Annotated in this window: 14 protein-coding genes; 6 read left to right on the forward strand and 8 right to left on the reverse strand. The window is 55.4% G+C overall.

What is annotated here, in order from left to right:
- Positions 1-36: 36 nt before the first annotated feature.
- From OSC10802_RS0125930 to OSC10802_RS51075, 4 genes are all read right to left on the reverse strand, one after another.
- On the reverse strand, positions 37-1,044 hold the full coding sequence (locus OSC10802_RS0125930; RefSeq protein ID WP_232731756.1) for an SMP-30/gluconolactonase/LRE family protein: 1,008 nt from the start codon (positions 1,042-1,044) through the stop codon (positions 37-39).
- Between the two features lie 131 nt (positions 1,045-1,175).
- Positions 1,176-1,541 (reverse strand): hypothetical protein, encoded by a 366-nt coding sequence (locus tag OSC10802_RS0125935; RefSeq protein WP_017719692.1) that lies wholly within the window; start codon positions 1,539-1,541, stop codon positions 1,176-1,178.
- 204 nt (positions 1,542-1,745) lie between these two features.
- Positions 1,746-4,532: a PAS domain S-box protein gene (locus OSC10802_RS41815; RefSeq protein WP_017719693.1), complete on the reverse strand. Its 2,787-nt coding sequence runs from the start codon at positions 4,530-4,532 to the stop codon at positions 1,746-1,748.
- Between the two features lie 382 nt (positions 4,533-4,914).
- Positions 4,915-5,205, reverse strand: coding sequence for a hypothetical protein (locus tag OSC10802_RS51075; protein WP_155968381.1), 291 nt, complete (start codon positions 5,203-5,205; stop codon positions 4,915-4,917).
- On the opposite strand from OSC10802_RS51075, the gene OSC10802_RS0125945 reads away from it, so the two are divergent.
- Positions 5,204-5,728, forward strand: coding sequence for a 2TM domain-containing protein (locus tag OSC10802_RS0125945; protein WP_017719694.1), 525 nt, complete (start codon positions 5,204-5,206; stop codon positions 5,726-5,728). The two genes, OSC10802_RS51075 and OSC10802_RS0125945, sit on opposite strands and share 2 nt — an antisense overlap.
- A gap of 84 nt (positions 5,729-5,812) precedes the next feature.
- Here OSC10802_RS0125945 and OSC10802_RS0125950 read toward each other — a convergent pair whose 3' ends face one another.
- Entirely contained in the window at positions 5,813-8,038 is a 2,226-nt protein-coding gene (locus OSC10802_RS0125950; protein WP_017719695.1) for a DHH family phosphoesterase, read from the reverse strand.
- 1,185 nt (positions 8,039-9,223) lie between these two features.
- Between OSC10802_RS0125950 and OSC10802_RS0125965 the strand changes: the two genes are divergently transcribed.
- Positions 9,224-10,519, forward strand: coding sequence for a CBS domain-containing protein (locus tag OSC10802_RS0125965; RefSeq protein ID WP_017719697.1), 1,296 nt, complete (start codon positions 9,224-9,226; stop codon positions 10,517-10,519).
- Between the two features lie 66 nt (positions 10,520-10,585).
- Here OSC10802_RS0125965 and OSC10802_RS0125970 read toward each other — a convergent pair whose 3' ends face one another.
- Complete coding sequence (locus OSC10802_RS0125970; RefSeq protein ID WP_198525303.1) at positions 10,586-11,497, reverse strand: Uma2 family endonuclease; 912 nt, start codon at positions 11,495-11,497, stop codon at positions 10,586-10,588.
- Between the two features lie 520 nt (positions 11,498-12,017).
- On the opposite strand from OSC10802_RS0125970, the gene OSC10802_RS0125975 reads away from it, so the two are divergent.
- Positions 12,018-12,392 (forward strand): SdrD B-like domain-containing protein, encoded by a 375-nt coding sequence (locus OSC10802_RS0125975; protein WP_198525191.1) that lies wholly within the window; start codon positions 12,018-12,020, stop codon positions 12,390-12,392.
- Positions 12,337-17,400, forward strand: a complete 5,064-nt coding sequence (locus OSC10802_RS51080; protein WP_155968383.1) for a beta strand repeat-containing protein — start codon at positions 12,337-12,339, stop codon at positions 17,398-17,400. The genes OSC10802_RS0125975 and OSC10802_RS51080 overlap by 56 nt, the downstream gene beginning before the upstream one ends.
- A gap of 194 nt (positions 17,401-17,594) precedes the next feature.
- Here the strand turns inward: OSC10802_RS51080 and OSC10802_RS0125985 are convergent, their stop codons facing one another.
- On the reverse strand, positions 17,595-18,413 hold the full coding sequence (locus OSC10802_RS0125985; RefSeq protein WP_017719701.1) for a Uma2 family endonuclease: 819 nt from the start codon (positions 18,411-18,413) through the stop codon (positions 17,595-17,597).
- A gap of 694 nt (positions 18,414-19,107) precedes the next feature.
- On the opposite strand from OSC10802_RS0125985, the gene OSC10802_RS0125990 reads away from it, so the two are divergent.
- Positions 19,108-19,890: a Uma2 family endonuclease gene (locus tag OSC10802_RS0125990; RefSeq protein ID WP_026098813.1), complete on the forward strand. Its 783-nt coding sequence runs from the start codon at positions 19,108-19,110 to the stop codon at positions 19,888-19,890.
- A 151-nt stretch (positions 19,891-20,041) separates the two neighbouring features.
- On the forward strand, positions 20,042-20,719 hold the full coding sequence (locus OSC10802_RS0125995) for a Uma2 family endonuclease (RefSeq protein WP_017719703.1): 678 nt from the start codon (positions 20,042-20,044) through the stop codon (positions 20,717-20,719).
- A gap of 192 nt (positions 20,720-20,911) precedes the next feature.
- Here OSC10802_RS0125995 and OSC10802_RS0126000 read toward each other — a convergent pair whose 3' ends face one another.
- The gene (locus tag OSC10802_RS0126000) at positions 20,912-21,298 is read right to left on the reverse strand and encodes a hypothetical protein (RefSeq protein WP_017719704.1); all 387 of its coding nucleotides are present in this window, start codon (positions 21,296-21,298) and stop codon (positions 20,912-20,914) included.
- Positions 21,299-21,504: the final 206 nt, after the last annotated feature.

Below are 21,504 nucleotides of genomic sequence, written 5' to 3' on the forward strand. Positions count from 1 at the left end.
TCCAGAAACCGGGTAACTTCGGCGAAACCCCGGTTTCTAAAGCCGAGTCGCACTCCCCCACGCACTCTCACCCGCCCCTGCCCGCACCCCCGCCACCTTCAAGCGGATGCGGTAGACGCTCTTATTCGCCGTAATGTAGAGCGTTTTGCCGTCGCCATCTCCCCAAGCCAGATTTGTGGTAGTTTCTGGCACTGCAATCTTGCCCAGCAAATTTCCTTCCGGCGAGAAAACCCAAACACCCCCCGCGCCGGTGCTGTAAACATTTCCCCGCACATCCACCTTCATCCCATCTGGCACACCGGCTTTACTGGAATCTTTCAGTTCCGCAAAAATGCGCCCGTTTGCCAAAGTTCCGTCCGCACTCACATCGAAAACGCGAATGTGACCCTTTTCCGAATCATTGACATAGAGTTTCTTCTCATCCGGAGAAAAAGCCAGTCCATTCGGGCGGGCAAAGTCCTTCACAAGCAGAGTCAGCGTTCCATCCGGTGCCAGCCGGTAGACCCCATAAACCCCCAACTCTTCCTGGTCTTTCTTGATGCCGTAGGGAGGGTCTGTAAAATAGATACTCCCCTCTGATTTTACCACAATATCGTTCGGACTATTCAGCCGCTTTCCCTCGTAGCGCTCAGCGAGCGTCACAATTTTGCCGTCCTTTTCCGTGCGCGACACGCGCCGGTTCTTGTGCTCAGCCGTAATCAAGCGCCCCGCAGCATCAAGCGTGTTGCCATTGGCATTTCCAGAAGGCCGGCGAAACACCTCAGTTTTGGCACCGGGCGTCCATTTATAGATAGTATCGGCGGGAATATCGCTAAACAGCAAGAAGCCGTCCGGGTGCCACACCGGCCCCTCTGTAAACTCGAAGCCAGAAGCCACAAGGTCTACCGCAGCGCCCTCCTCTTTAATCCCTTGCATTCGGCTGCTGTCGTCCGCCTCAATCGCCCCTATTACCAGTATAGCAAAAAGCCGGGTGCCGGCGGCAACCGTCAAAGCAATCTTTTTCCTCTTCACCGCACCGATCATCTGCAATCCCCTGTGCTTCACAGTCCTCGTTCCTCGTTCCTCGTTCCTCGTTCCTCGTTCCTCGTTTCTCGTTCCTCGTTCCTCGTTCCTCTTTCCTCCTGTCCCCCCTCTCCGCAAGCGGAGAGGGGGTTAGGGGGTGAGGTTCTTCTTCCTTACAAATCGCTCGGCGTCAATTTGCTCTCATTGATGCGCTCCACCCAAGCTTCATTGCTGTCAACCGTCAGAACAATGCGCTTGTAAGGATTGTCCTTCAATTCCAGAGTCAAATAATCTTTATCTCGGGTCACATACCAAAACTCCTTGCCTCTTTTGCTATAATAGGTTCCCGCCTTAATCACCCCGGGCAAAAAAGTCCCCGGAGCGCGGATTTCGGCCCAGTCACTTTGGGGTTCATCGGAGGTGACTCGTTCGATGCGGTCGAGGGGGATGTGAAACGTTTTATCAAAGGTAAACGCCAGCAACTGCTCGAACCATTCCAGCTCGATCAGAAATTGGTTGCCTGCAATAGAGAGATTCACTGTCAGCCTCCTGAGGTAGGGTTGGGGTGCGGTTCGCGTGTTCGATGGCTCCTTGGAAGCTGGCCTTCGAGAGCGGAGCGCACCCTACTGCTGAAGGTATAGCAGTTCTAAATGATTTGCGCAACCGCGCTTGGCCCAGAAACCCGGTTACTTTAAGAAACCGGGTTTCTCAGTACCTGACTAATATGAGAGGCGCTATAGCATTTAATTTTTAACCTTTAATTGAGCCAGAGAAGCGATAGCCTCCGCCAACTTGGCTGACTCAACCGGCTTGGGGACATGCATGTGGAAGCCAGCCGCAATTGCCCGCCGGCGCTCCTCTTCCCTAGCATAGGCAGTCAGAGCCAGAGCGGGGATTTCGCCGCCGAGTTCAATCTCCAAATCCCTAACTTTGCGGATCAGGGTGTAGCCATCCTCCACCGGCATGCCAATATCGCTGACCAAAACATCCGGAACCTTGCGCGCCAGGGCTGCAATCGCCTCACCGGCACTCCCCACAGCCGTCACTTCAGCCCCGTACTGTTCCAGCACCACAGTCAGCACTTCGCGGATGTCAGGTTCGTCATCAACCACAAGCACCCGCAAGCCGGTGAGAGAGCGAGAAAAAGAGGGGGTGAGGGAGTGAGAGGGGGAATTTTTCCCGTTTCCCTGTCGCCCTCTCTCCCCTAAACTCGCGCTCTTCAGGAGAGGCAGGCTGACCGTAAAAGTTGCCCCTCTCCCGACTCCGCCACTTTCCGCGCAGACGCTGCCGCCGTGCAATTCCACCAAGTGGCGGACGATCGCCAAACCGAGTCCGAGACCGCCGTATGCCCGAGTGTTAGAGCTGTCAGCTTGGCGGAAAAGATCGAAGACATGGGGGAGAAACTCAGGGCTGATACCGCAGCCGGTATCGCTGACTCCGATTTGGGCGCACGAGCCGGCACAAGAGAGCCGAACCTCGACGCGCCCGCCACTGGGAGTAAACTTGATCGCATTGGAAAGCAAATTCCAAACTACTTGCTGCAAGCGCTCCGCATCGCCCAAAACCGGCCTGACCGAGACATCCAGCGCCGGGGTCACAGAGATAGATTTCGCCTCAGCCGCCAGCCGCACTGACTCAATAGCGGCATTAATCCCAGCCGCCAAATCGGTTGGCTGAGCGTTGAGGACTATCTTGCCTTTAATAATTTGCGAGATATCCAAAATATCATTAACAAGTTGCGCCTGCAACTGCGCGTTGCGCTCAATCGTGTGCAAACCGTGAGCGAGCTTCTTTTCATCGAACTTCTGGTTGAGGAGCAGCCGGACCCAGCCCAGAATTGCGGTCAGGGGCGTGCGCAGTTCGTGAGAGAGAATAGCCAGGAACTGATCTTTCATGCGGTTCGATTCCTCAGCTTGGGCGCGCGCCGCTTGCTCGCGAATCAGCTGGGCGCGTTTCTCCTCAGCCTGACGCATTTCGGTAATGTCGCGAATCACAACCAGGGCATATCGGGGCGACCCCTCTTTGTCAAACTCCGGAACCGCGCGAGACTGATAGGTGCGCAGTCCGTCCGCCGTCAAATTTCGATATTCAATCTCTTGTTTTTGGCCGGTTTCAAAGACCTTGCGCATCGTTTCGTTCCAGAGCCGGCACAGCTCTTCTGGCTGCCCCAGTTCTTCACTCCTCTTGCCAATAAAGGTTTCTGCCGGCATTCCCGTAAGCCGCTCCACCTCTGGATTCACATAAACGTAACGGTGATCCCTGTCCAAACGCATCACTAAATCCGGCGTATTTTCAATCAGCGCCTTAAATTCCTGCTGGCTGCGGTGCAGCGTTTCGGAAGCTTGTACGCGCTCGGTAATGTCCGCCATCGAGCCCAGCATTTGCACCGGCTGCCCTTTTTCATCGTGAGCGATAAACCCCCGGTCAATCACCTGCGCGTAGGAATTGTCAGCTCGGCGAAAGCGGTACTCATCCGACCAGATTTCCCCACCGCTGTCGATCGCATCGTGAATGCCCTTGACGACTCTCTCCCGGTCCTCCGGGTGGATGCGCTCGCACCACCAATTCGCGTCGATTTCTACTGCCCCCGCACTGTAGCCAAACAGCGTCTCGAGATTTTCATTCCACATCACTTTATTGGTGACCAAATCCCAGTCCCAGATCGCCTCTTTTGTCGCCCGCGACAGCTGCCGGTAGCGCGTCTCACTTTTGCGCAACGCCTCCAAAGTGCGCGTCCGCTCCGTGATATCCTGAACCACAGCCAGGAAATAGTCCACTGAGCCTGACCGGCTGCGAACGCACTGCACGGTGATGCTGGCCCTGATTAGCTGGCCATTTTTGCCGACAAACCGCTTCTCCATCGAATAGCCCTCGCTCTCACCCGCCAAAACCCGGTTGAACTGCTGCAAGTCCGCTTCCAGATCCTGCGGGTGAGTGATTTCCGGCCAAGTCACTTGCACCAGCTCCTGACGGGAGTAGCCCAACATATCGCACAGCCGGTCATTGAATTCCAGCCAGCCAAACTCTGGCGAGGTGATGGCGATTCCGATGGGAGACAGGTTGAAATAGCTGCGCAGAGCGGATTCGCTGCGGCGCGCCCCCCCGGCGGCACCGCTGCCCTCCCCTGTGTCCCGCTGCTGACTTTCGCCCACAGATTCCCCATCCTCCAGCTCACCCACCGCTTCAGCCCGCCCCTGGGATTGGGGGAGCCCCCCAATCGCCCGCGACACCCACAGCCCCTCCAGCACAAATAGGGCCAGCCCCAAGTTTTGCCCCGGAGTGTGAGCCAGTGGCCAATTCGTAGGAGTCAGGAACCAGCAGTCGATCGCCACAGCCGCCAGAACAGTGGCCAGCGACCCCCCGGCCCAGCCTCCAGACCGGGCGCTCGCCATCACCCCGGCAAAAAACAGCAGAAAAGGGCTTTCTATTGCAATCTTTGGGGCGAGCGCCAGATCGAGCAGCGATATGAGCGTGACTAGCAGTATCGGAACTGCGTAAGGATGCAATTGGGAGGGCCTGAGTTTCAGCATATTCTGGACTTATTTTTTTAACGGGTGGGCCGTGAAGCACTTTAGGAATTGGGTGCGGGCTATAAATGCGTTTTTTCTAGTTTAAAATCCCTTCCCAGCCGATCCCTGCTGCGTTTGCGTAGGGTGCCACTCAGCGGTATCGCCTATTTTTGTCAGCTGCTTCTCAAGAAGCTTGACTTGCTAGCAGTGACTGCTGGAAGCGGTTCTTTTCCCCTCAATATACCTGTTTTGAGGGCATTTGTGTGTGAATCTTTAACCTTTTTTCCCCCCTCCCCCCGCTTTTGGCCGGCAGCCCGCAGTCACCTTCAACGCCAGTCCAGGCAGCAGCGGGGAAAGTGGAAACCCGGAAGCCGTCATATCGCGTCCGGCTGCAGCGATTTCTTTAACTGTAGGGGTGGAGCGACCTGAAATATTTGCTGATCAGCAAATATCGCCAATCGACCCGCAACTCCCATACAAAAACCGTATTAACGTAAATTCGGAGAGGGGGTGCCGGCCCTGCCGGCTCGCTTGCAGGAGGAGCGCCCCCAGTCAGTGCCGGCCTCGAACATAGGGTGAGGAAATCGGGTCGGGTATCCGCCCTGCCGGCGCGCCTGAGGTTGGGCACAATAGAACTGTAAATACCACCCGCTCCCTGTCCGTCAGCTATACCACTCCCACAAGGTAACAGCATGATTTCTTCCGAAAACCTTAACAAACCCGACAAGCCAGCTCCTGACGCCCCCATCGCGCCCTCATACAGCCAAGAAGATGTCCAGCAAATCCTGCATCTGGCGCTGGCGCGTCAAGAGCAAAGCGGCGAAATGTCCCGCGCCCAGATGCTAGAGATCGCCTCCGACTTGGGCATCACTCCAGACGCTCTTCAGGCGGCAGAAAAAGAGTGGGTCGCCCGACAGGGTGAATTCCAGCAGCGCCAGGTGTTTGACACCTACCGGCGCAGCCAATTGAAGGAGCACTTAGTCAGGTATTCCATCGTCAACTCTTTCCTCGTGCTTCTCAACCTGGCATCAACGCACGACCTTTCCTGGTCCCTGTACATTCTGCTGGCGTGGGGGCTGGGACTCGCGCTACAAGGCTGGAAAACCTACCAAACCGAAGGCGAAGAGTACGATCGCGCCTTCCAGCGGTGGCGCGTCAAGCAACAGCTGGGGCAATCCTTCACCACCCTAGTGAACAAGTGGATAAAGCCCCAGTAATATCTATTTTGGATGCCCGGATGCATGGATTTTGGAGCAAAGCTTAGAAACCGGGTTTCTTGAAGAAACCCGGTTTCTTCCCCGTCACAGGGGCGGGTTCCCCCTCTCACCAGACAGCCGGCGCAACTCCTCACTCAGCTTCTGAATCCGCTGATTCAGGCTCTCAATCTCACCGTCTTTCTGCTTGAGCTGCTGCTCTCTCTCCAAAATTATCTGATTTTTATCCGCTATCTCCAGAGCGCTGAGCGCCGCATTAATCAGGTTCTCAAACCCGGATTGAGACACATCAACTTCCGCCGCATCCTCACGCCTTTTCCCCAAAAGACCGACTTGCTTGCCCCGCTGAACGGCTAAAACTTCCCCCTCCGCATTCTTAATTCTCAATTCCGGCGCGGACTCGCTCGGGTACAGGGCGCAGGTATAGGGGCGCTTGCTATAATAAAACTCTGCCTTCAAAAGCGGGGGGGGCTGCACCGGCACCGGCGCTGTGCCGGCAATCGGAAGTCGCGCCCCCACCAACTCTAGCTCAATATTCGTATTGCCATTCCAAGTATTTTCTCGCAGCTGGTAGGCGACATCCAGACGCACCGGCAGGGGAAAATAATCGCCCCAGCGCCACGCCACCGCCCCGATTCTAGCCGGCAGCACCCCATCACCGGCATCTTGAGCGAGCGTCAGTTTGATGTGCCCCTTGCCCACCATTCGCTGCTCGATGACTCGCACAAAAGGCGTCCAGAACACCGGCTCGCGGTTTTCAATGCCGCAAGGCTGCAAAACATCTATCTGCCGGTAGAGATCGGGAGTGATGTCAGAGAAATTGAGTGGGGCGTCAATCTCCACCAGGGGTTTGAGGTGTGCCGGTTCGAGACAGCGGTGAGCGAAGGCGCTGAGGCGGCGGCGAAAGGCATCCAGGTTGCCGGCGGGCAAAGAAAATCCGCCGGCGGCGCGGTGACCGCCATATTTTCCCAGCAAGTCATCGCAGGACTGCAGCGCCTCAAAGACGTGGAATTCCGGGATGCCCCGCGCCGAACCGCGAATCTGGCCCTCGGCCTCCGGAGTGCCAATAAACACCGGCACCCCGTAGCGCTCCACCAGACGGGAGGCGACAATGCCAATCACGCCGTGGTGCCAGTTGGGCTGGACCGCAACCAAGACGCGCTCTTCGAGCAAGTCGATCTGGCTGCTCTCCACCCAAGCGATCGCTTGCTGTTCAATTTCCTCACACAGCTGCTGGCGGCGCTCGTTAATTTGCTCGCACTGCATCGCCCGCTCCAGCGCCAGGGCCATATCATCGGTGGTCAGCAGTTCAATAACGATTTGCGGGTCGCCAATTCGGCCCACGGCGTTTATCCGAGGGCCAAGGCGAAAGCCGATATCTTCTGGTTTGAGGGTTTTTTTGCCGGCGGGTCCGGAGCCGGGATTGGGGGATTTGGGGATATCTTGCCCGTTGGCTCCCTGTTCCCGAGCGACGACACCGGCGACTTGGATCAGCGCCTGGATGCCGGCGAGTTTGGATTGGGGCAGCTGGCGCAATCCCAGTTTCACCCAGCGCCGGTTGACGCCCGTCAGGGGAGCCAAATCGGCTATCGTGCCCAGAGTCATCAGCTCTCGCAGGGGGGAGACGAGTCCTTGGATTTTGTTGAGCTGCTGGGCGAGGGTAATCGCCAGGATGTAGGCGACGCCGACGCCGGCGAGTCCGCGATAGGGGGAGCCCTCCCGAATCAGTTTGGGGTTGAGGATGGCGTTCGCGGGGGGGAGTTCCGGCGGGATGTCGTGGTGATCGGTGACGATGACGCTGATGCCCAGCTCGCGGGCTCTGCGGATGGGTTCGTGCGCGGAAATGCCGTTGTCTACGGTTAGGATCAGTTTGACGCCTTCGCTGTGGAGTTCTTCGACAATGCGCAGGTTGATGCCGTAGCCTTCTTTCATGCGGCTGGGGATAGCGTAATCGGCGCGAGCGCCCAACCTCCGCAGCGCCCGCAGCAGCAGGGCGGTGCTGGTCATGCCGTCGGCGTCGTAGTCGCCGCAGATGGCGATTTTTTCCCCGGAAGCGATGGCTGTTTGCAATAATTCCAGGCTTTTTGCCAGGTCGGGGAATTCCCCCACCGGCGGGGGCAGGGTTAGGGAGTCGGGGTTTAAATAGGCTTGCGCCTCGGAAGGTGTGGGTATGCCCCGGTTCAGCAGCACCTGAGCCAGCACCGGCATCACGCCAGCTGCCGCCGCCAGCTGCTCGGCGAGTTCTGGCTGTGCGGGGAAAATCCGCCACCGCTGGTTAGGCAGCCGGTTGTTGCGAGGGGGCTGGGGGCTCATTGCAGGCACCTGTCTGTGGTAAAGGGATTCCAATTCGTTTCCATCCCGTTTCCGGGATTTAGCTGGCCAAAAATCTTTTCCTCCTGCAACCTGCTGAAATCATTGTCGCATTGATATGGGCTTCTTTGCACAGCCGGGATGCTCCCTCCAATTCTACCCAATCTTGGTGAGAAGCAGGCTGCGGCGCGGCAGTGAGGGGGCTGCTGTTATAGCAGCAGCCACTTAGGGCGCGGACATTAATGCTATGGCGCATCATGGCATGGCGCATCATGGCATGGCGGATCGTGGGAGACTCACAGATGCATGCCCAATACGATGATGCCCAATACGGTGATGCCCAGTGCCCCACTCCCGCCGCAATGCCCATGTCCTACACTAACTGTATATTGCGATACTTTGCTATTTTTTTTGAGGAGTGGCTTTGATTTTAGAGCCTTACTGACAGGACTTGCGCCGCCTTCCTGCCGGCGGTTTCGGTGTGTCCGGCGCAGGTATTGCTTTGGGAGAGCGCCGGGGCGTTCGCACAGATTTCTCTGGCAAGCTCGGACACACAATTGCACTTGCCGGTATCGCTTCTCTCTTGACGAAAAACCTGCTTTGTTGTATGGCGCGGCAGCCCTGTCGCGGGGGCGTGGCAGAAACCCCATTTCTTTTGTCCCAGCAACAGTCGGCTCTTTTGCCTGCAAAACCTGTTATTATTTAATATAATTTTGATTTTTCTGGCTGTTCATGACGGCGGCTGTTGGGGTTGAGGGGCTGCGCCAGCGGTTGCTTTCAAACCCGGCCCGCATTGAGGTCTTTCGCCCCCCCACCCCCCCCGAATGGGGGAATAGCATGAAGTCCTTCTGACAGAGCTTTTCACCGCTTCTGGGGCCTAGAAAGCTGAAGTCTTCAGTGCCAGCCTGTCTGGTCGGGGTGGGGGGTGTAACACTCACCCCCGTCGGGGGGGGGGAGTGAGGGGGTGAAGTCCTGAGTGCAAACTGCTGTCACCGGTGCCTTGAGGGAGCCGGTGAGGGGTGCCTAATTTTAGTAAGTTTTGCTCAGAGTTACCCTCTCCTAACAGTGCGGCAGAAAAGGGATGAACTGCCCCAAAATCGGGAAACCTGGCGATTTGGCTTAAACCCTCGACAATGTGTGATAAAGATAAGAAAATAATAAATCCTCTTTGGCGGGCATGACTAGCGCATGATCGACTTAACTCAGCTGACCCCCGATTCTACCTTGGGGCACCTGCCCTCCCACCACTGCCAGGTGAGTCACGTGACGCCCGGGCATTTCGTCGCTCAAAAATTTGCTGAAAAATCAGATATTCCTGGAGTCCTGATTATGAAGGACTCCCGGATTGCCGGGATAATTTCTCGGCGAAAGTTTGACGAGTGGATGAGCCAGCCTGACCGCAGAGAGGTTTGTCTGAAGCGCCCGATTCAGGCGCTATTAGACTGTGTGAAAACCCAGCCGTTACAGCTGCCCGAGACGTGCAAAATTGATGAAGCGGCTACAATTGCTTTGAATCGGTCTGAAGATTTGGTTTACGAGCCGGTCGTGATTGCCACCGAGAGCGGAAGTGTGCGGTTGCTAGACATGCATGTCCTGCTGCTCGCTGAAGTCAAAATCGCCAAAGTTTACAAGCAAATGATTAAACTGCAACAAATAGAGGCGCACGGCTACAGGACCGAACTGCAAAAAGAAAAAGAAAAGTTAAAAAGTTACACGCAACTATTAGAGTTTAACCTGCTGGAGATTCAAAAGCAAAACCAGAGGATCGCCCAGCAGAAATTGCAACTGTTACACCAAGCTCAAGAAATAGCCCAACTCAATCAGCGATTTGTTCAGATAGGCCAACTCCTTTCTGTAGAAGGGAGAAAGGCGTTTCAGGCGACCTTTGCCGGCGTCAGTGCCATCTGCCGCAACACGGATCAAATTGTTGATATGGGGAAAGCCTTAGCCAAAGATGTCGAAAATGTTAATGTGGCGTCTCGACTGATTGCAAGAGTCAGCCAGCAAGTCCGCTACTTGGCGGTACAGGCGGCAGTTGTGGCCAATCGAATTGGGGGGCCATTGAATGAGTTCAGCCATGTGATTTCTGAAATTGGCAAATTGGTCAGCCAGACGTTTGAGGCGGGGCGCAGGATGGACCTGCTGGCGAATCGCTTTAAACTGCACGTTCAAGAACTCACCGACTCGGCGCGAGAGGGAGCGGCAGTTGCCCGCGGGCTAATTCAACAAATTGAGCGGGCAGAAGTGGCGCTGGCGGAGTTGGAGGAACTGGTAACAAATCAAAGCCCCCATACCGCTTCAGTTGGTCAGGAAAATGTTGTGAGCGGTAAGGTTCCTGAAGCGCAGTCTCTGATTGAAAAAATTGAAGAAGTAGAAGGGGCGCTGACAGATTTGGAGGAAGTGGTTAAACAGCAAGACCTCAGAGGTCTGATTGAGAAAATCGAACAGGTGCTCAGTCGCAGCAAGCAAAAGATTCTGCAGTGATATAGCAGCAGGCAGTTAGGTTAGGACATGGGCATTGCCTATGTCCACCGGCTCTATAATTGCCCTCTACCCCTCCCCCGAAATATCGGGCTCAATCCCCAATTCCCGCAGCCGGCGCTGCAGCGCCTCCAGCTGAGCCTGCGCCTGTTCAGCCCGCTGGCGCTCAGCTTCAGCCTGCTGCTGGGCGGCTTCAGCCCGCTGGCGCTCTGCTTCAGCCCGCTGGCGCTCCGCTTCAGCCCGCTGCTGGGCGGCTTCAGCCTGCTGCTGGGCGGCTTCAGCCTGCTGCTGGGCGAGGGCTTCTCTTTCTTCAGGCGTGGGAATCCAGTTGCCCTCGGCATCATACCAGCGCAACCACACGCGATGAATGCCTTGATATTCCCCAAGCCACAACCCCAAGCCCAATTCTATTCCGGGCATCCAAATCTTAGGCTCGCTCAGCTGCAACTCCTGGTAAAAATCGGCTTGTAAAACAAAAGCTCGCAACTGATTCGTGTAGCGATTGAACAGCACATAGTAGGGCACTCGCAAAATCCGCTCGTAGACTTCCCACTTGGTAGGGGGTTGATTAGCTTCCCGAGTGGTTTGTCCTAAGTCTTCATTCTCCGTGCCCGGAGAAAGCAATTCTACCACGACAAAAGGAGCGACCCCCTCTTGCCAAATTACATAACTCATGCGCAGGTCACGCCCGTCATAGAGACTCGGCACCCCCACAACGCCAAACCAATCCGGTCGTTTGTACCAGTTTTGGTGGCGGACATCGTAATAGAGGTTCATGTCACCGGCACTGAACACTTGCTCTGGGGGATAGGTGCGGGGACAAAAGGTGAGACTCAGCAGAGGGGGTTGACGGTAGTGATATTCGTCTGGCAAGCCGGGTTCCTCCGGATTTTCACTGGGCAAATCGTACATCGTGGGCAGCGTTTCTCGCGGAGAGCGCGGCGGATCGGTCTGCTCAACCGGGTATTTCATCGGTAGCATCATCGGCCTCACTTTTAGAAGTAATGCTGAGGGGATTATTGCTATAATAGCAATAGACAGTCTGTTTAGGACAGGGCATTTTACTTAGTAGCAGGTATAGGGACAGGCGAGACGCCTGTCCTACGTCCGTTCCCTAAGCAGCTTGAGGGAATCTTGGGAAGGAGGCAGTCACTTCGGAACGGCGCACACCGCTACCCATGAAAATTGTCCCTAGGGCGGGGCGAGTACAGGGGCATCGCCCCTACAAGACTATTTTCAAGTCAGAGCTAAAGGAACACCTCCCGGGAGGCTCTGAATTGAAGAGGGCTAAAGCCCAACTACGAACCTTTTTAAGGCAGAGCCGTAAGGGCGGTTTCCCGTGCCCGCCCCCCGCGTAGTGCTCAGGTTGTTAAGAAATAAAACAACATGGTTGAAATGTCAGGCAGCTGCGATATGATATTGCCGTGAGGCTGAGCCCGTCAAGACGGACGCTTGCCTGACAAGACTTTTCACATACGCTCGCAAATGGGTGGAGGAGACAGTGGAAATCAGGGGAACGAAATGGAATGATTTAAACGGAAACGGGGAGCGGGATACCGGCGAGCCGGGTGTGGCAGGGGTGACAGTGTACCTCGACGGGAACAATAACGGGGTGCCCGACACCGGCGAGCTGAGCGCGGTGACGCAGGCGGACGACTCAGCAACGCCGAACGTCAATGAGGCGGGACAGTACCGGCTCACCGGCTTGCCGGCGGGAACCTATACGGTGCGGGAAGTGGTGCCCACCGGCAGCACGCAGGCGTTCCCCACCGGCGGCTCACACACCGTTGTCCTCAGTGCCGGTCAGACTGTGCAGGGGATTGACTTCGGCAACCGGCTTTCGCAGTGTCAGTTCAGGGACATTGCTCAACTTTGAAGGGGTTGGAGATTTAAATTACGTCAATAACTTCTACGCCAGTCGAGGCGTGACGTTTTCTGAAAATGCGGTTGCGGTGGTGGATTCCGATGCCGGCGGCAGCGGCGATTTTGGCGGCGAGCCAACGCCAAATACGGTGATAGCTTACGCTAAAGGCGATTCAATTACTATGAATTTGAATCAGGCGCAGGCAATTGCGTCGGGTCAGATTTCATTTGACTACACCTCGCCGAACGTGACGCATGAGGTGAAGATTTACGACGGGTTAAACGGCACGGGGAAGCTTTTGGCATCGGCGACTTTGGGGAGAACTCCCTTGGCGGGCGCTCCAGATCCCAGAGGTCAATTCAGCCCGCTCGTTCCATTCACGATGAATTTTGTCGGGAATGCCAAGTCGGTTGTTCTGGGGAGTCAGAAGTACGAAATTGGGTTTGACGACATCCGCATTGCCCTAGTGCCGGCGAACATTGCGCCGGTGCTGAAAAACAACACCGGCTTGACGGTGGCTGAGGGAGGCACAGTCACGTTTAGCAACACGGCGCTGCGCGTCACGGATGCGGACAGCACGGCAAATCAGCGCACTTACACTGTGGTGGGAGCTACGGCAAATGGCACCCTGCTGCTGAATGGCACAGCGCTTGCTGCTGGGGGCAAATTCACCCAAGCGGACATCAATTTGGGACGGCTCGCCTACACCCATAATGGCAGCGAGACGACAGGCGACAGCTTCACTTTTACGGTGTCGGATGGTGCTGGGGGAACGATTGGCAACACCAATTTTGCGATTGCGGTGACGCCGGTGAATGAGTTGCCGGTGCTGGCGGCGAACAGCCCACTGACGCTCAGCGAAGGTGGGACAGCAGCTATCACGAATACGGCGCTGCGGGTGACGGATGTGGATAACACGCCGGCGCAACTCACTTACATTTTAGCAAGCTTGCCGGCAAATGGCAACCTGCTGTTGAATAATGCGCAGCTTGCGGTTGGGGGAACATTTACTCAGGCTGATATTGACAGCAACCGGCTCACTTATCGGCACAGTGGGAGCGAGACGACAAGCGACAGTTTCGCCTTTACTGTGTCGGATGGCGCGGGGGGAAGTCTTGGTAGCGCAAGTTTTGCGATAGCGGTGACGCCGGTGAATGAATTGCCGGTGCTGGCGGTAAACCAAGGTTTGACGGTAAGTGAAGGTGCTGCGGCAAATATCAGCAACACGGCGCTGCGAGTCACTGATGTTGATAACGCACCGGCACAGCTGACTTACACTTTGGGGAGTTTGCCGACAAATGGCACTCTGCTGCTAAATGGCATAGCTTTAACTGCCGGTGGCACTTTCACTCAGGCTGATATTGACAGCAACCGGCTCACTTATCGGCACAGTGGGAGCGAGACGACAAGCGACAGTTTCTCTTTTACGGTGGCGGATGGCGCTGGGGGAAGTCTCGCGAGCAGCAATTTTGCGATAGCGGTGACGCCGGTGAATGAATTGCCGGTGCTGGCGGTAAATCAAGGTTTGACGGTAAATGAAGGTGCTGCGGGAACGATTGCCAACACTGCGTTGCGGGTGACGGATGCGGATAACGCACCGGCACAGCTGGGGTACACTTTGGGGAGTTTGCCGGCAAATGGCTCTCTGCTGCTAAATGGCACAGCTTTAACTGCCGGTGGCACTTTCACCCAGGCTGATATTGACAGCAACCGGCTCACTTATCGGCACAGTGGGAGCGAGACGACAAGCGACAGTTTCGCCTTTACTGTGTCGGATGGCGCGGGGGGAAGTCTCGCGAGCAGCAATTTTGCTATTACTGTTAACCCTGTTAACGACGCGCCGGTACTCGCCGCCAACAACCCCCTGACGGTAAATGAGGGAGAAACTGGCACTATCAGCAACACCGCGTTACAGGTGACGGATGCGGATAACGCACCGGCACAGCTGACTTACACTTTGGGGAGTTTGCCGGCAAATGGCACCCTGCAGCTGAATGGCGCGGCGCTAGCTGTTGGCGGCACTTTTACCCAAGCGAACATCGATAGCGGCGCTCTCAGTTATGCCCATAATGGCAGCGAGACAACTAGCGACAGCTTCGCCTTTACTGTGGCGGATGCGTCTGGGGCAAGCATTGCCAGCAACAACTTTACCATTAATGTCAGCCCTGTTATTGATATAGCGGGTGAGTGGCAGTACATTTCCACTACAGATTTTGGCTCCCTAATTCCAAACGTGGGATTCCAGGCGAGTGCCCTTGCCTATGCGGCTCCGTTGCAAATTACCCAGAATGGCACTCAGCTGACAATCCCTGGGTTCTATCTGGGAAGCGATGGTAATGGTCAAGGACAAATTTCGGGGAATACGATTACCGCAACTCTGCCGGTTGATGGTGGCACCGGCACGTTGCAGGGAACGATTAGCGCTGATGGTCGCACTATCACAGGGAATATTAGCTTTTCAAACGGTCAGCAAACACAGCCGGCGATAGTTCCGTTTACGATGATCAGCCAGACTGCTCCTGGTGGCAATGATGCCATTAATGGGGATGCCGGCAGCAACTTTCTGGGTGCCGGTGTTGGGAACGACACGATTACTGGGTTAGCCGGCAATGACACCCTCGCCGGCGGTGCCGGTGGGGACAGCCTCGATGGCGGTGATGGCAACGACAGCCTTGATGGCGGTGATGGCGACGACACTCTGATTGGCGGCGAATCTAACTTAGGCATAGACTTTGCTGTTGGGAGCAGCCCACAAGACATAACCGCCACTGATTTGGATAACGACGGCGACATCGACTTGGTTACGGCGAATCGAAACAGCGGCACCGTCTCAGTGCTGCTGAATAACGGTAGTGGCAACTTCACGCTACAGCAGCCCAATATTACTGTTGGGTCTGCCGTAAGCGCCGTAACGGCTGTTGACCTGAATGGGGACAGCAGACCAGACCTAGCTGTGGCGAATACTGGAAGTGCTAGCACCGGCAATGTCTCAATCTTGCTCAACAATGGCAGCGGCACCTTCACGTTACAGCAGCCCGATATTACTGTTGGGGATTTCCCAAACTCCCTAATCGCCGCTGACTTGGATAACGACGGCGACATAGATTTGGCCACGGCTAATTATAATGTTTTTGATGAGAACAGCACCGTCTCAGTGCTGCTCAACAATGGCAGCGGCACCTTCACGTTACAGCAGCCCGATATTACTGTTGGGAAATTCCCAACCTCCGTAACTGCTGCTGACTTGGATAACGACGGAGACATAGATTTGGCCACGGCGAATTCTATTAGTCAGAACGGGGCGAACTCTATTGGTCAGACCGGCACCGTCTCAGTGCTGCTCAACAATGGCAACGGCACCTTCGCACCGGCGGTGGACTTTGATGCTGGGAATATCTCAACCTCCGTAACCGCTGCTGACTTAAATGGAGACAGCAACATTGATTTGGTTCCCGTACAGGCGATGGGGATGCTATATGCCAACCCCGCCCCAAACGTCTCAGTGCTGCCCAACAATGGCAACGGCACCTTTGCAGCGGCGGTTAGTGTTGGGTTGGCGAATAGCATTGGGTCGGGATCAAACTTCATAACTGCTGCTGACTTGGATGGGGACGGCGACATCGACCTGGTCACGGAATATAACGGAGTTTCAGTGCTGCTCAATAATGGGAATGGCACCTTCGCTGCAGCGGTAAACTTTGACTATGAGGCTGAGGACGTGACTGCTGCCGATTTCGATGGAGACGGCGACACTGACCTAACTTTGGCCAATCCTGGTAGCAATAAGGTTACGGTGCTGCTCAATAATGACGGCGTATTCGGTAATGCCAATGCCAACCACAGCATCACCGGCGGTGCCGGCAACGACAGCATCATCGGTGGTGCCGGTCTGGACTTTCTCCAAGGCGGTGATGGCAGCGACACCCTCACTGGCGATACTGGCAGCGATGCGCTCACTGGCGATGTCGGTGACGATAACCTCTTCGGCGGTGAAGGCAAAGACAGCCTCAATGGCGGTGCCGGTGACGATAACCTCTTCGGCGGTTTCGGCAACGACAGCCTCACCGGCGGTGATGGTAGCGATCAGTTTATATTCGTTAGCCCAACTGAAGGAGTTGACACTATCACAGACTTTGTGATAGGCACCGATAAAATCCAAGTCTCTGCTGCCGGCTTTGACGCTGGACTGACTGAGGGGGCGCTGTCAGCTACTAAGTTCGTATCGGGAACAGCCGCCCTTGATGCTGACGACCGATTTATTTACAACCCGTCTACTGGCGCTGTGTTCTACGATGGGGATGGCAGCGGCGAAGGCGCACAGGTGCAGCTAGCCACCCTAAGTAATAACCCGGCTCTCAGTGCGGCTGATATTTTCGTCAGCTTCACCAACTTCTTCATCGGCACTGATGACAGCGATAGCTTCATCGGCGAGCAGGGCAACAACACGATCACCGGCGCTGATGGCAGCGACACCCTTGTTGGCAATACCGGCAACGACAGCATCATCGGTGGTGCCGGCAACGACAGTATGGCCGGAGAGAGTGGCAACGATATCCTGTTTGGGGGTGCCGACAACGACACCCTCACCGGCGGTGAGGGCAATGACTTCCTGCATGGCGACGAAAACGGTAGCGCTATTGGTGGCAACGACAGCATCACCGGCGGTGCCGGCGACGACAGCCTGATTGGCGGTGCCGGTATTGACACCCTCACCGGCGGGGATGGGGCCGACCGCTTCTACTACGCTGCCGTCAGTGAAGGTGGTGTGAGCGAAATCATCACTGATTTTGTCACCGGCACCGACGATATATACCTGGCGAAAACTGCCTTTGGTACTGCCTTTACTACCACTTCCACTACAGGACAAAACATCCAGTTGACTACCCAAAATGGCACCATTATCTACAATAGCAGCTCCAAAACTTTGTCCTTTGACGACCTCGGTACTGCGGCTCCTGTGACACTCTTCACGCTGAGCGGCAACAGCGCGATAACCGCTACCGACATCACACTCTTTTAATGGAGCAGGACTAGCAACAGAAACAGAAACCCGGTTTCTGAAACCGGGTTTCTCCATTTAAGCCCTACCCAAGGGGCAACCCTCAATAGCATTTCTCTGCTAATTTGTCAACCCTCCAAACATAAATTTCCCCGAATTCCCGGGGCGCAGCAGTGCCGCCCCCCTGCGCAGAACACCGGCTCTATAATTGCCCTCTACCCCTCCCCCGAAATATCGGAGTCAATCCCCAATTCCCGCAGCCGGCGCTGCAGCGCCTCCAGCTGAGCCTGCGCCTGTTCTGCCCGCTGGCGCTCCGCTTCAGCCCGCTGGTCAGCCGCCAATGCCAGCTGCTGGGCGAGGGCTTCTCTTTCTTCAGCCGTGGGAATCCAGTTGCCCCCGGCATCATACCAGCGCAACCACAGGCGATGAATGCCTTGATATTCCCCAACCCACAACCCCAATCCCAATTCCAATTCGGGCATCCAAACCCTAGGCTCGCTCAGCTGCAACTCCTCGTAACGACCGGCTCTTAAAGCAAAAGCTCGCAACTGGTTCGTGTAGCGATTGAACACCAGATAGTAGGGCACTCCCAAAATCCGCTCGTAGACTTCCCACTTAGTAGGGGGTTCACCGGCTCCCCTGGCGGTTTGTCCCAAGTCTTCATCTTCCGTGCCCGGAGAAAGCAATTCCACCACCACAAAAGGATTGACCCCCTCTTGCCAAATCACATAACTCATGCGCAGGTCACGCCCATCATAAAGCCTGGGGACACCCACGACTGCAAACCAATCCGGTCGTTTGTACCAGTTTGGGTGGCTGACATCGTAGTATAAGTTCATATCACTGCCGGTGAATACCCAATCTGGGGAGTAGTTAGGGGGGCGAAAGGTGCGGCGCATCAGTTCGGGTTGGAAGTCGTGGAATTCGTCTGGCAAGCCGGGTTCATCGGGATTTTCACTGGGCAAATCGTACATCGTGGGCAGCGTTTCTCGCGCAGAGCGCGGCGGATCTGTCTGCTCAACCGGGTATTTCATTGGCTGCATAGTAACCTCACTTTTAGAATTAATGCTGAGGTGATTATTGCTATTATAGCGCTTCTCAGATTAGTGTGCTACGGAGAAACCGCTCCTAACGGAGTCGCTACGCTAACGGTAGGGGCGGTCTCCGTGGGTGGCACATTAGTGTCAACTTAAGCTGTGTCCCGTAGTCTCTGGGCGGTTGAAACCGCAGCTATACAGACAAAACCCGCGCAGGCGGGTTTTAAGATTCTAGCTCTTCTCTTAAGTCCGCGAAGGCGGACTTCGTTTGTATAGCCGCGATTTCAATCGCCAGGAGCTTAAGTTGACACCGATGGCACGGGGGCACCGCCCCTACGAAATCGGGTTTATGAGCCATAGTACATCAAACTGAGAACTGCTATATAGCAATGAACAGTCAGTTAAGGGCAGGGCATCTCACTTTCTAGTAGGGATAGGGACAGGCGAGACGCCTGTCCTACGTCCGGTCCCTAACTGCCTACTGCTATATAACTCAAGTTGCTACCTACAAGCCCAAGCATTCAGATCCCCCCAAACCCCCGTTAAAAAGGGGGGCTTTGAGGATGTCCCCCCTTGTAGGGGCGGTGCCACCCACGGAGACCGCACCGGCTAGGGGAAAATCTCGCCCGACTCACTTGGAAATAGCAACTTGAGGTATTATAGAACAATAGAGTCTACCCCCAGACCCATCATGTTAAAATACGACTCGCAGATGTTCTTACCCTCTGCTGAGGATTTACCCGACTCAGACGACACTCCTGTGGATAATCAACTGCAACATTTGATTCCCGGTCTGCTTGAAGCCGTACTGGCTATGGCGTGGCCCGACCGCATGGATTGGTTTTTTGGCGTTGACATGGGGATCTACTATGACCCAAAGCAGCCAGCCATCATACCGGATGGTTTCCTTAGCTTAGGAGTGGAGCGGATTATTGACCAAGACTTGCGCCTCAGTTACCTCCTTTGGGAAGAAAAAATCGTCCCGATTCTGGTGCTAGAGATCGTCTCCAAGACCCAGAGAAGAGAGGGCACCACCAAAAAGAAAAAATATGCCGAAATGGGAGTGCTGTACTATGCGGTTTATTCCCCCCGCCGGCGGAGCAAGCCCCGCCTGGAAGTCTTTCGCTTAGTTGATGGCTCCTACGTTGGCCTGCAGGGTTCTCCTGTTTGGATGCCAGAAATAGGGTTGGGAATTGGGCGAGAACAGGGAACCTATCAGGGAATCACCCGCGAATGGCTTTACTGGTATGATGAGCGAGGTCAGCGACTGCTAACACCAGAAGAACGCGCTCGTCAGGCGGAACATCAAGCTCGCCAGGCGGAACAGCGAGCTAGTCAGGCCGAACAGCAAGCCGATCAGGCCGGACAGCAAGCTCGCCAGGCGGAACAGGAAGCTCGTGAGGCCCAACAGCTAGCGCACCGGCTGGCAGAAGAATTGCGCCGGCGCGGCATAGATCCCGACTCCCTGCTTTGAACTAATGCCATATTCCTCGTTCCCAGACTCCGCCTGGGAACGAGCTGAAAGCCCCCCTTTTTAAGGGGGGAAAGGGGGGAGCGAGATGCTTAGACTTGTAGGTAGCAACTTGAGGTATTATAGAAGAATAGAGTCTACCCCCAGCCCCATCATGTTTAAATACGACTCGAAGATGTGCTTACCCTCTGCTGAGGAGTTACCTTACTCGGACGACGCTCCTGTGGATAACGAACTGCAACATTTGATTCCCAGTCTGCTTGAAGCCGTACTGGCTATGGCGTGGTCAGACCGCACCGATTGGTTTTTTGGCGTTAACCTGGGGATCTACTATGACCCAATGCAGCCAGCCATCGTACCCGATGGTTTGCTTAGCTTAGGAGTGGAGCGGATTATTCACCCAGACTTGCGCCTCAGTTACGTCCTTTGGGAAGAAAAAACCGTCCCAATTATGGTGCTAGAGGTTGTCTACCAGCCCCTGAGAGGAGAGCGCACCACCAAACTGGAAAAATATGCCGAAATGGGAGTGCTGTACTATGCGGTTTATTCCCCCCTCCGGGAGCGCAAGCCCCGCCTGGAAGTGGCTCGCTTAGTTGATGGCTGCTACTTTTTGCAGCAGGGTTTTCCGGTTTGGATGCCAGAAATAGGATTGGGAATTGGGCGAGAAGAGGGAACCTATCAGGGAATCACCCGCGAATGGCTTTACTGGTATGATGAGCGAGGTCAGCGACTGCTAACACCAGAGGAACTCGCCCAGCAGGCGGAACAGCGAGCGCACCGGCTCGCAGAAGAATTGCGCCGGCACGGCATAGATCCTGACTCCCTGCTTTGAACTAATATAGCGTTTGTAGAAACCCGGTTTCTTTGAGGAACCGGGTTTCTGACCCCGGGAATATTGCTGGTAGGGGCGGGCTCACCCAAAATGTCTAAAATGTCTCTGGGGTTTTCCCGGATGTTCGTAAACCCGCCCCTACTTCCCGCTGACGCACCACAAGAAATTGATGCCGGTTTATTGAAGTTCAGTTTATCGAGGTAACTGCTCAAAAATCCCAAAAGAGCGCTGTCGCGCCGCCGGGTTGCGAATCGCAGCATTGAAATCCGTGCCCGTACCCCCACCGGCACCCGGATCGGGAAGGCCAAAAAGGGCGTCAGTAACAAAAGTCTGGGAAAATCCCAGGTCAAAACTTCTTTCTTCCTCAAAAAACGGAGGCTTCAGTTTCGGTTTTGCCGGCTGAGCCGGTGCCGGTTGATTTGCCGGCGCTTGCGTGACGCCACTCTCTGCTGGGGATGGGCTGCCGGTTTCTCCTGCCAAAGCCATCTCAGAAACCGTCACCCCCAAGCTAGAAAACACTGCCCCCAAAACCAGGACTGAAACCCACAATTTAGGCATCGTTTTTTTGAGCCGGTGCATAACATATCCCTCCTCTAATTATAGCAATCCTATTCGATTTTTGCCCTACCTATTTGAGAGGCGGAGCCTCCCTCCCGTGCGTTCCCAGGCGGGAGCCTGGGAACGAGCAACAAAAAAACCGCGCTTTGGAGTGAGAGCCTCGCTCCACTCTTAGCCCGCGTTGGGCGAAGCCCTTCCCGCAGGGTAGGCGGGCTTCGTCTGTATAG

Source organism: Kamptonema formosum PCC 10802, assembly GCF_000332335.1.
Classification (GTDB): domain Bacteria; phylum Cyanobacteriota; class Cyanobacteriia; order Cyanobacteriales; family Oscillatoriaceae; genus Oscillatoria.

What these genes read in the sequence shown, in the direction of transcription:
- OSC10802_RS41815 (WP_017719693.1), bottom strand. Translation starts at nt 4,532, where the DNA reads ATGCTGAAACTCAGGCCCTCCCAATTGCATCCTTACGCAGTTCCGATA.
- OSC10802_RS0125945 (WP_017719694.1), top strand. Translation starts at nt 5,204, where the DNA reads ATGATTTCTTCCGAAAACCTTAACAAACCCGACAAGCCAGCTCCTGAC.
- OSC10802_RS51075 (WP_155968381.1), bottom strand. Translation starts at nt 5,205, where the DNA reads ATGCTGTTACCTTGTGGGAGTGGTATAGCTGACGGACAGGGAGCGGGT.
- OSC10802_RS0125950 (WP_017719695.1), bottom strand. Translation starts at nt 8,038, where the DNA reads ATGAGCCCCCAGCCCCCTCGCAACAACCGGCTGCCTAACCAGCGGTGG.
- OSC10802_RS0125965 (WP_017719697.1), top strand. Translation starts at nt 9,224, where the DNA reads ATGATCGACTTAACTCAGCTGACCCCCGATTCTACCTTGGGGCACCTG.
- OSC10802_RS0125970 (WP_198525303.1), bottom strand. Translation starts at nt 11,497, where the DNA reads ATGCTACCGATGAAATACCCGGTTGAGCAGACCGATCCGCCGCGCTCT.
- OSC10802_RS0125985 (WP_017719701.1), bottom strand. Translation starts at nt 18,413, where the DNA reads ATGAAATACCCGGTTGAGCAGACAGATCCGCCGCGCTCTGCGCGAGAA.
- OSC10802_RS0125990 (WP_026098813.1), top strand. Translation starts at nt 19,108, where the DNA reads ATGTTAAAATACGACTCGCAGATGTTCTTACCCTCTGCTGAGGATTTA.
- OSC10802_RS0125995 (WP_017719703.1), top strand. Translation starts at nt 20,042, where the DNA reads ATGTTTAAATACGACTCGAAGATGTGCTTACCCTCTGCTGAGGAGTTA.
- OSC10802_RS0126000 (WP_017719704.1), bottom strand. Translation starts at nt 21,298, where the DNA reads ATGCACCGGCTCAAAAAAACGATGCCTAAATTGTGGGTTTCAGTCCTG.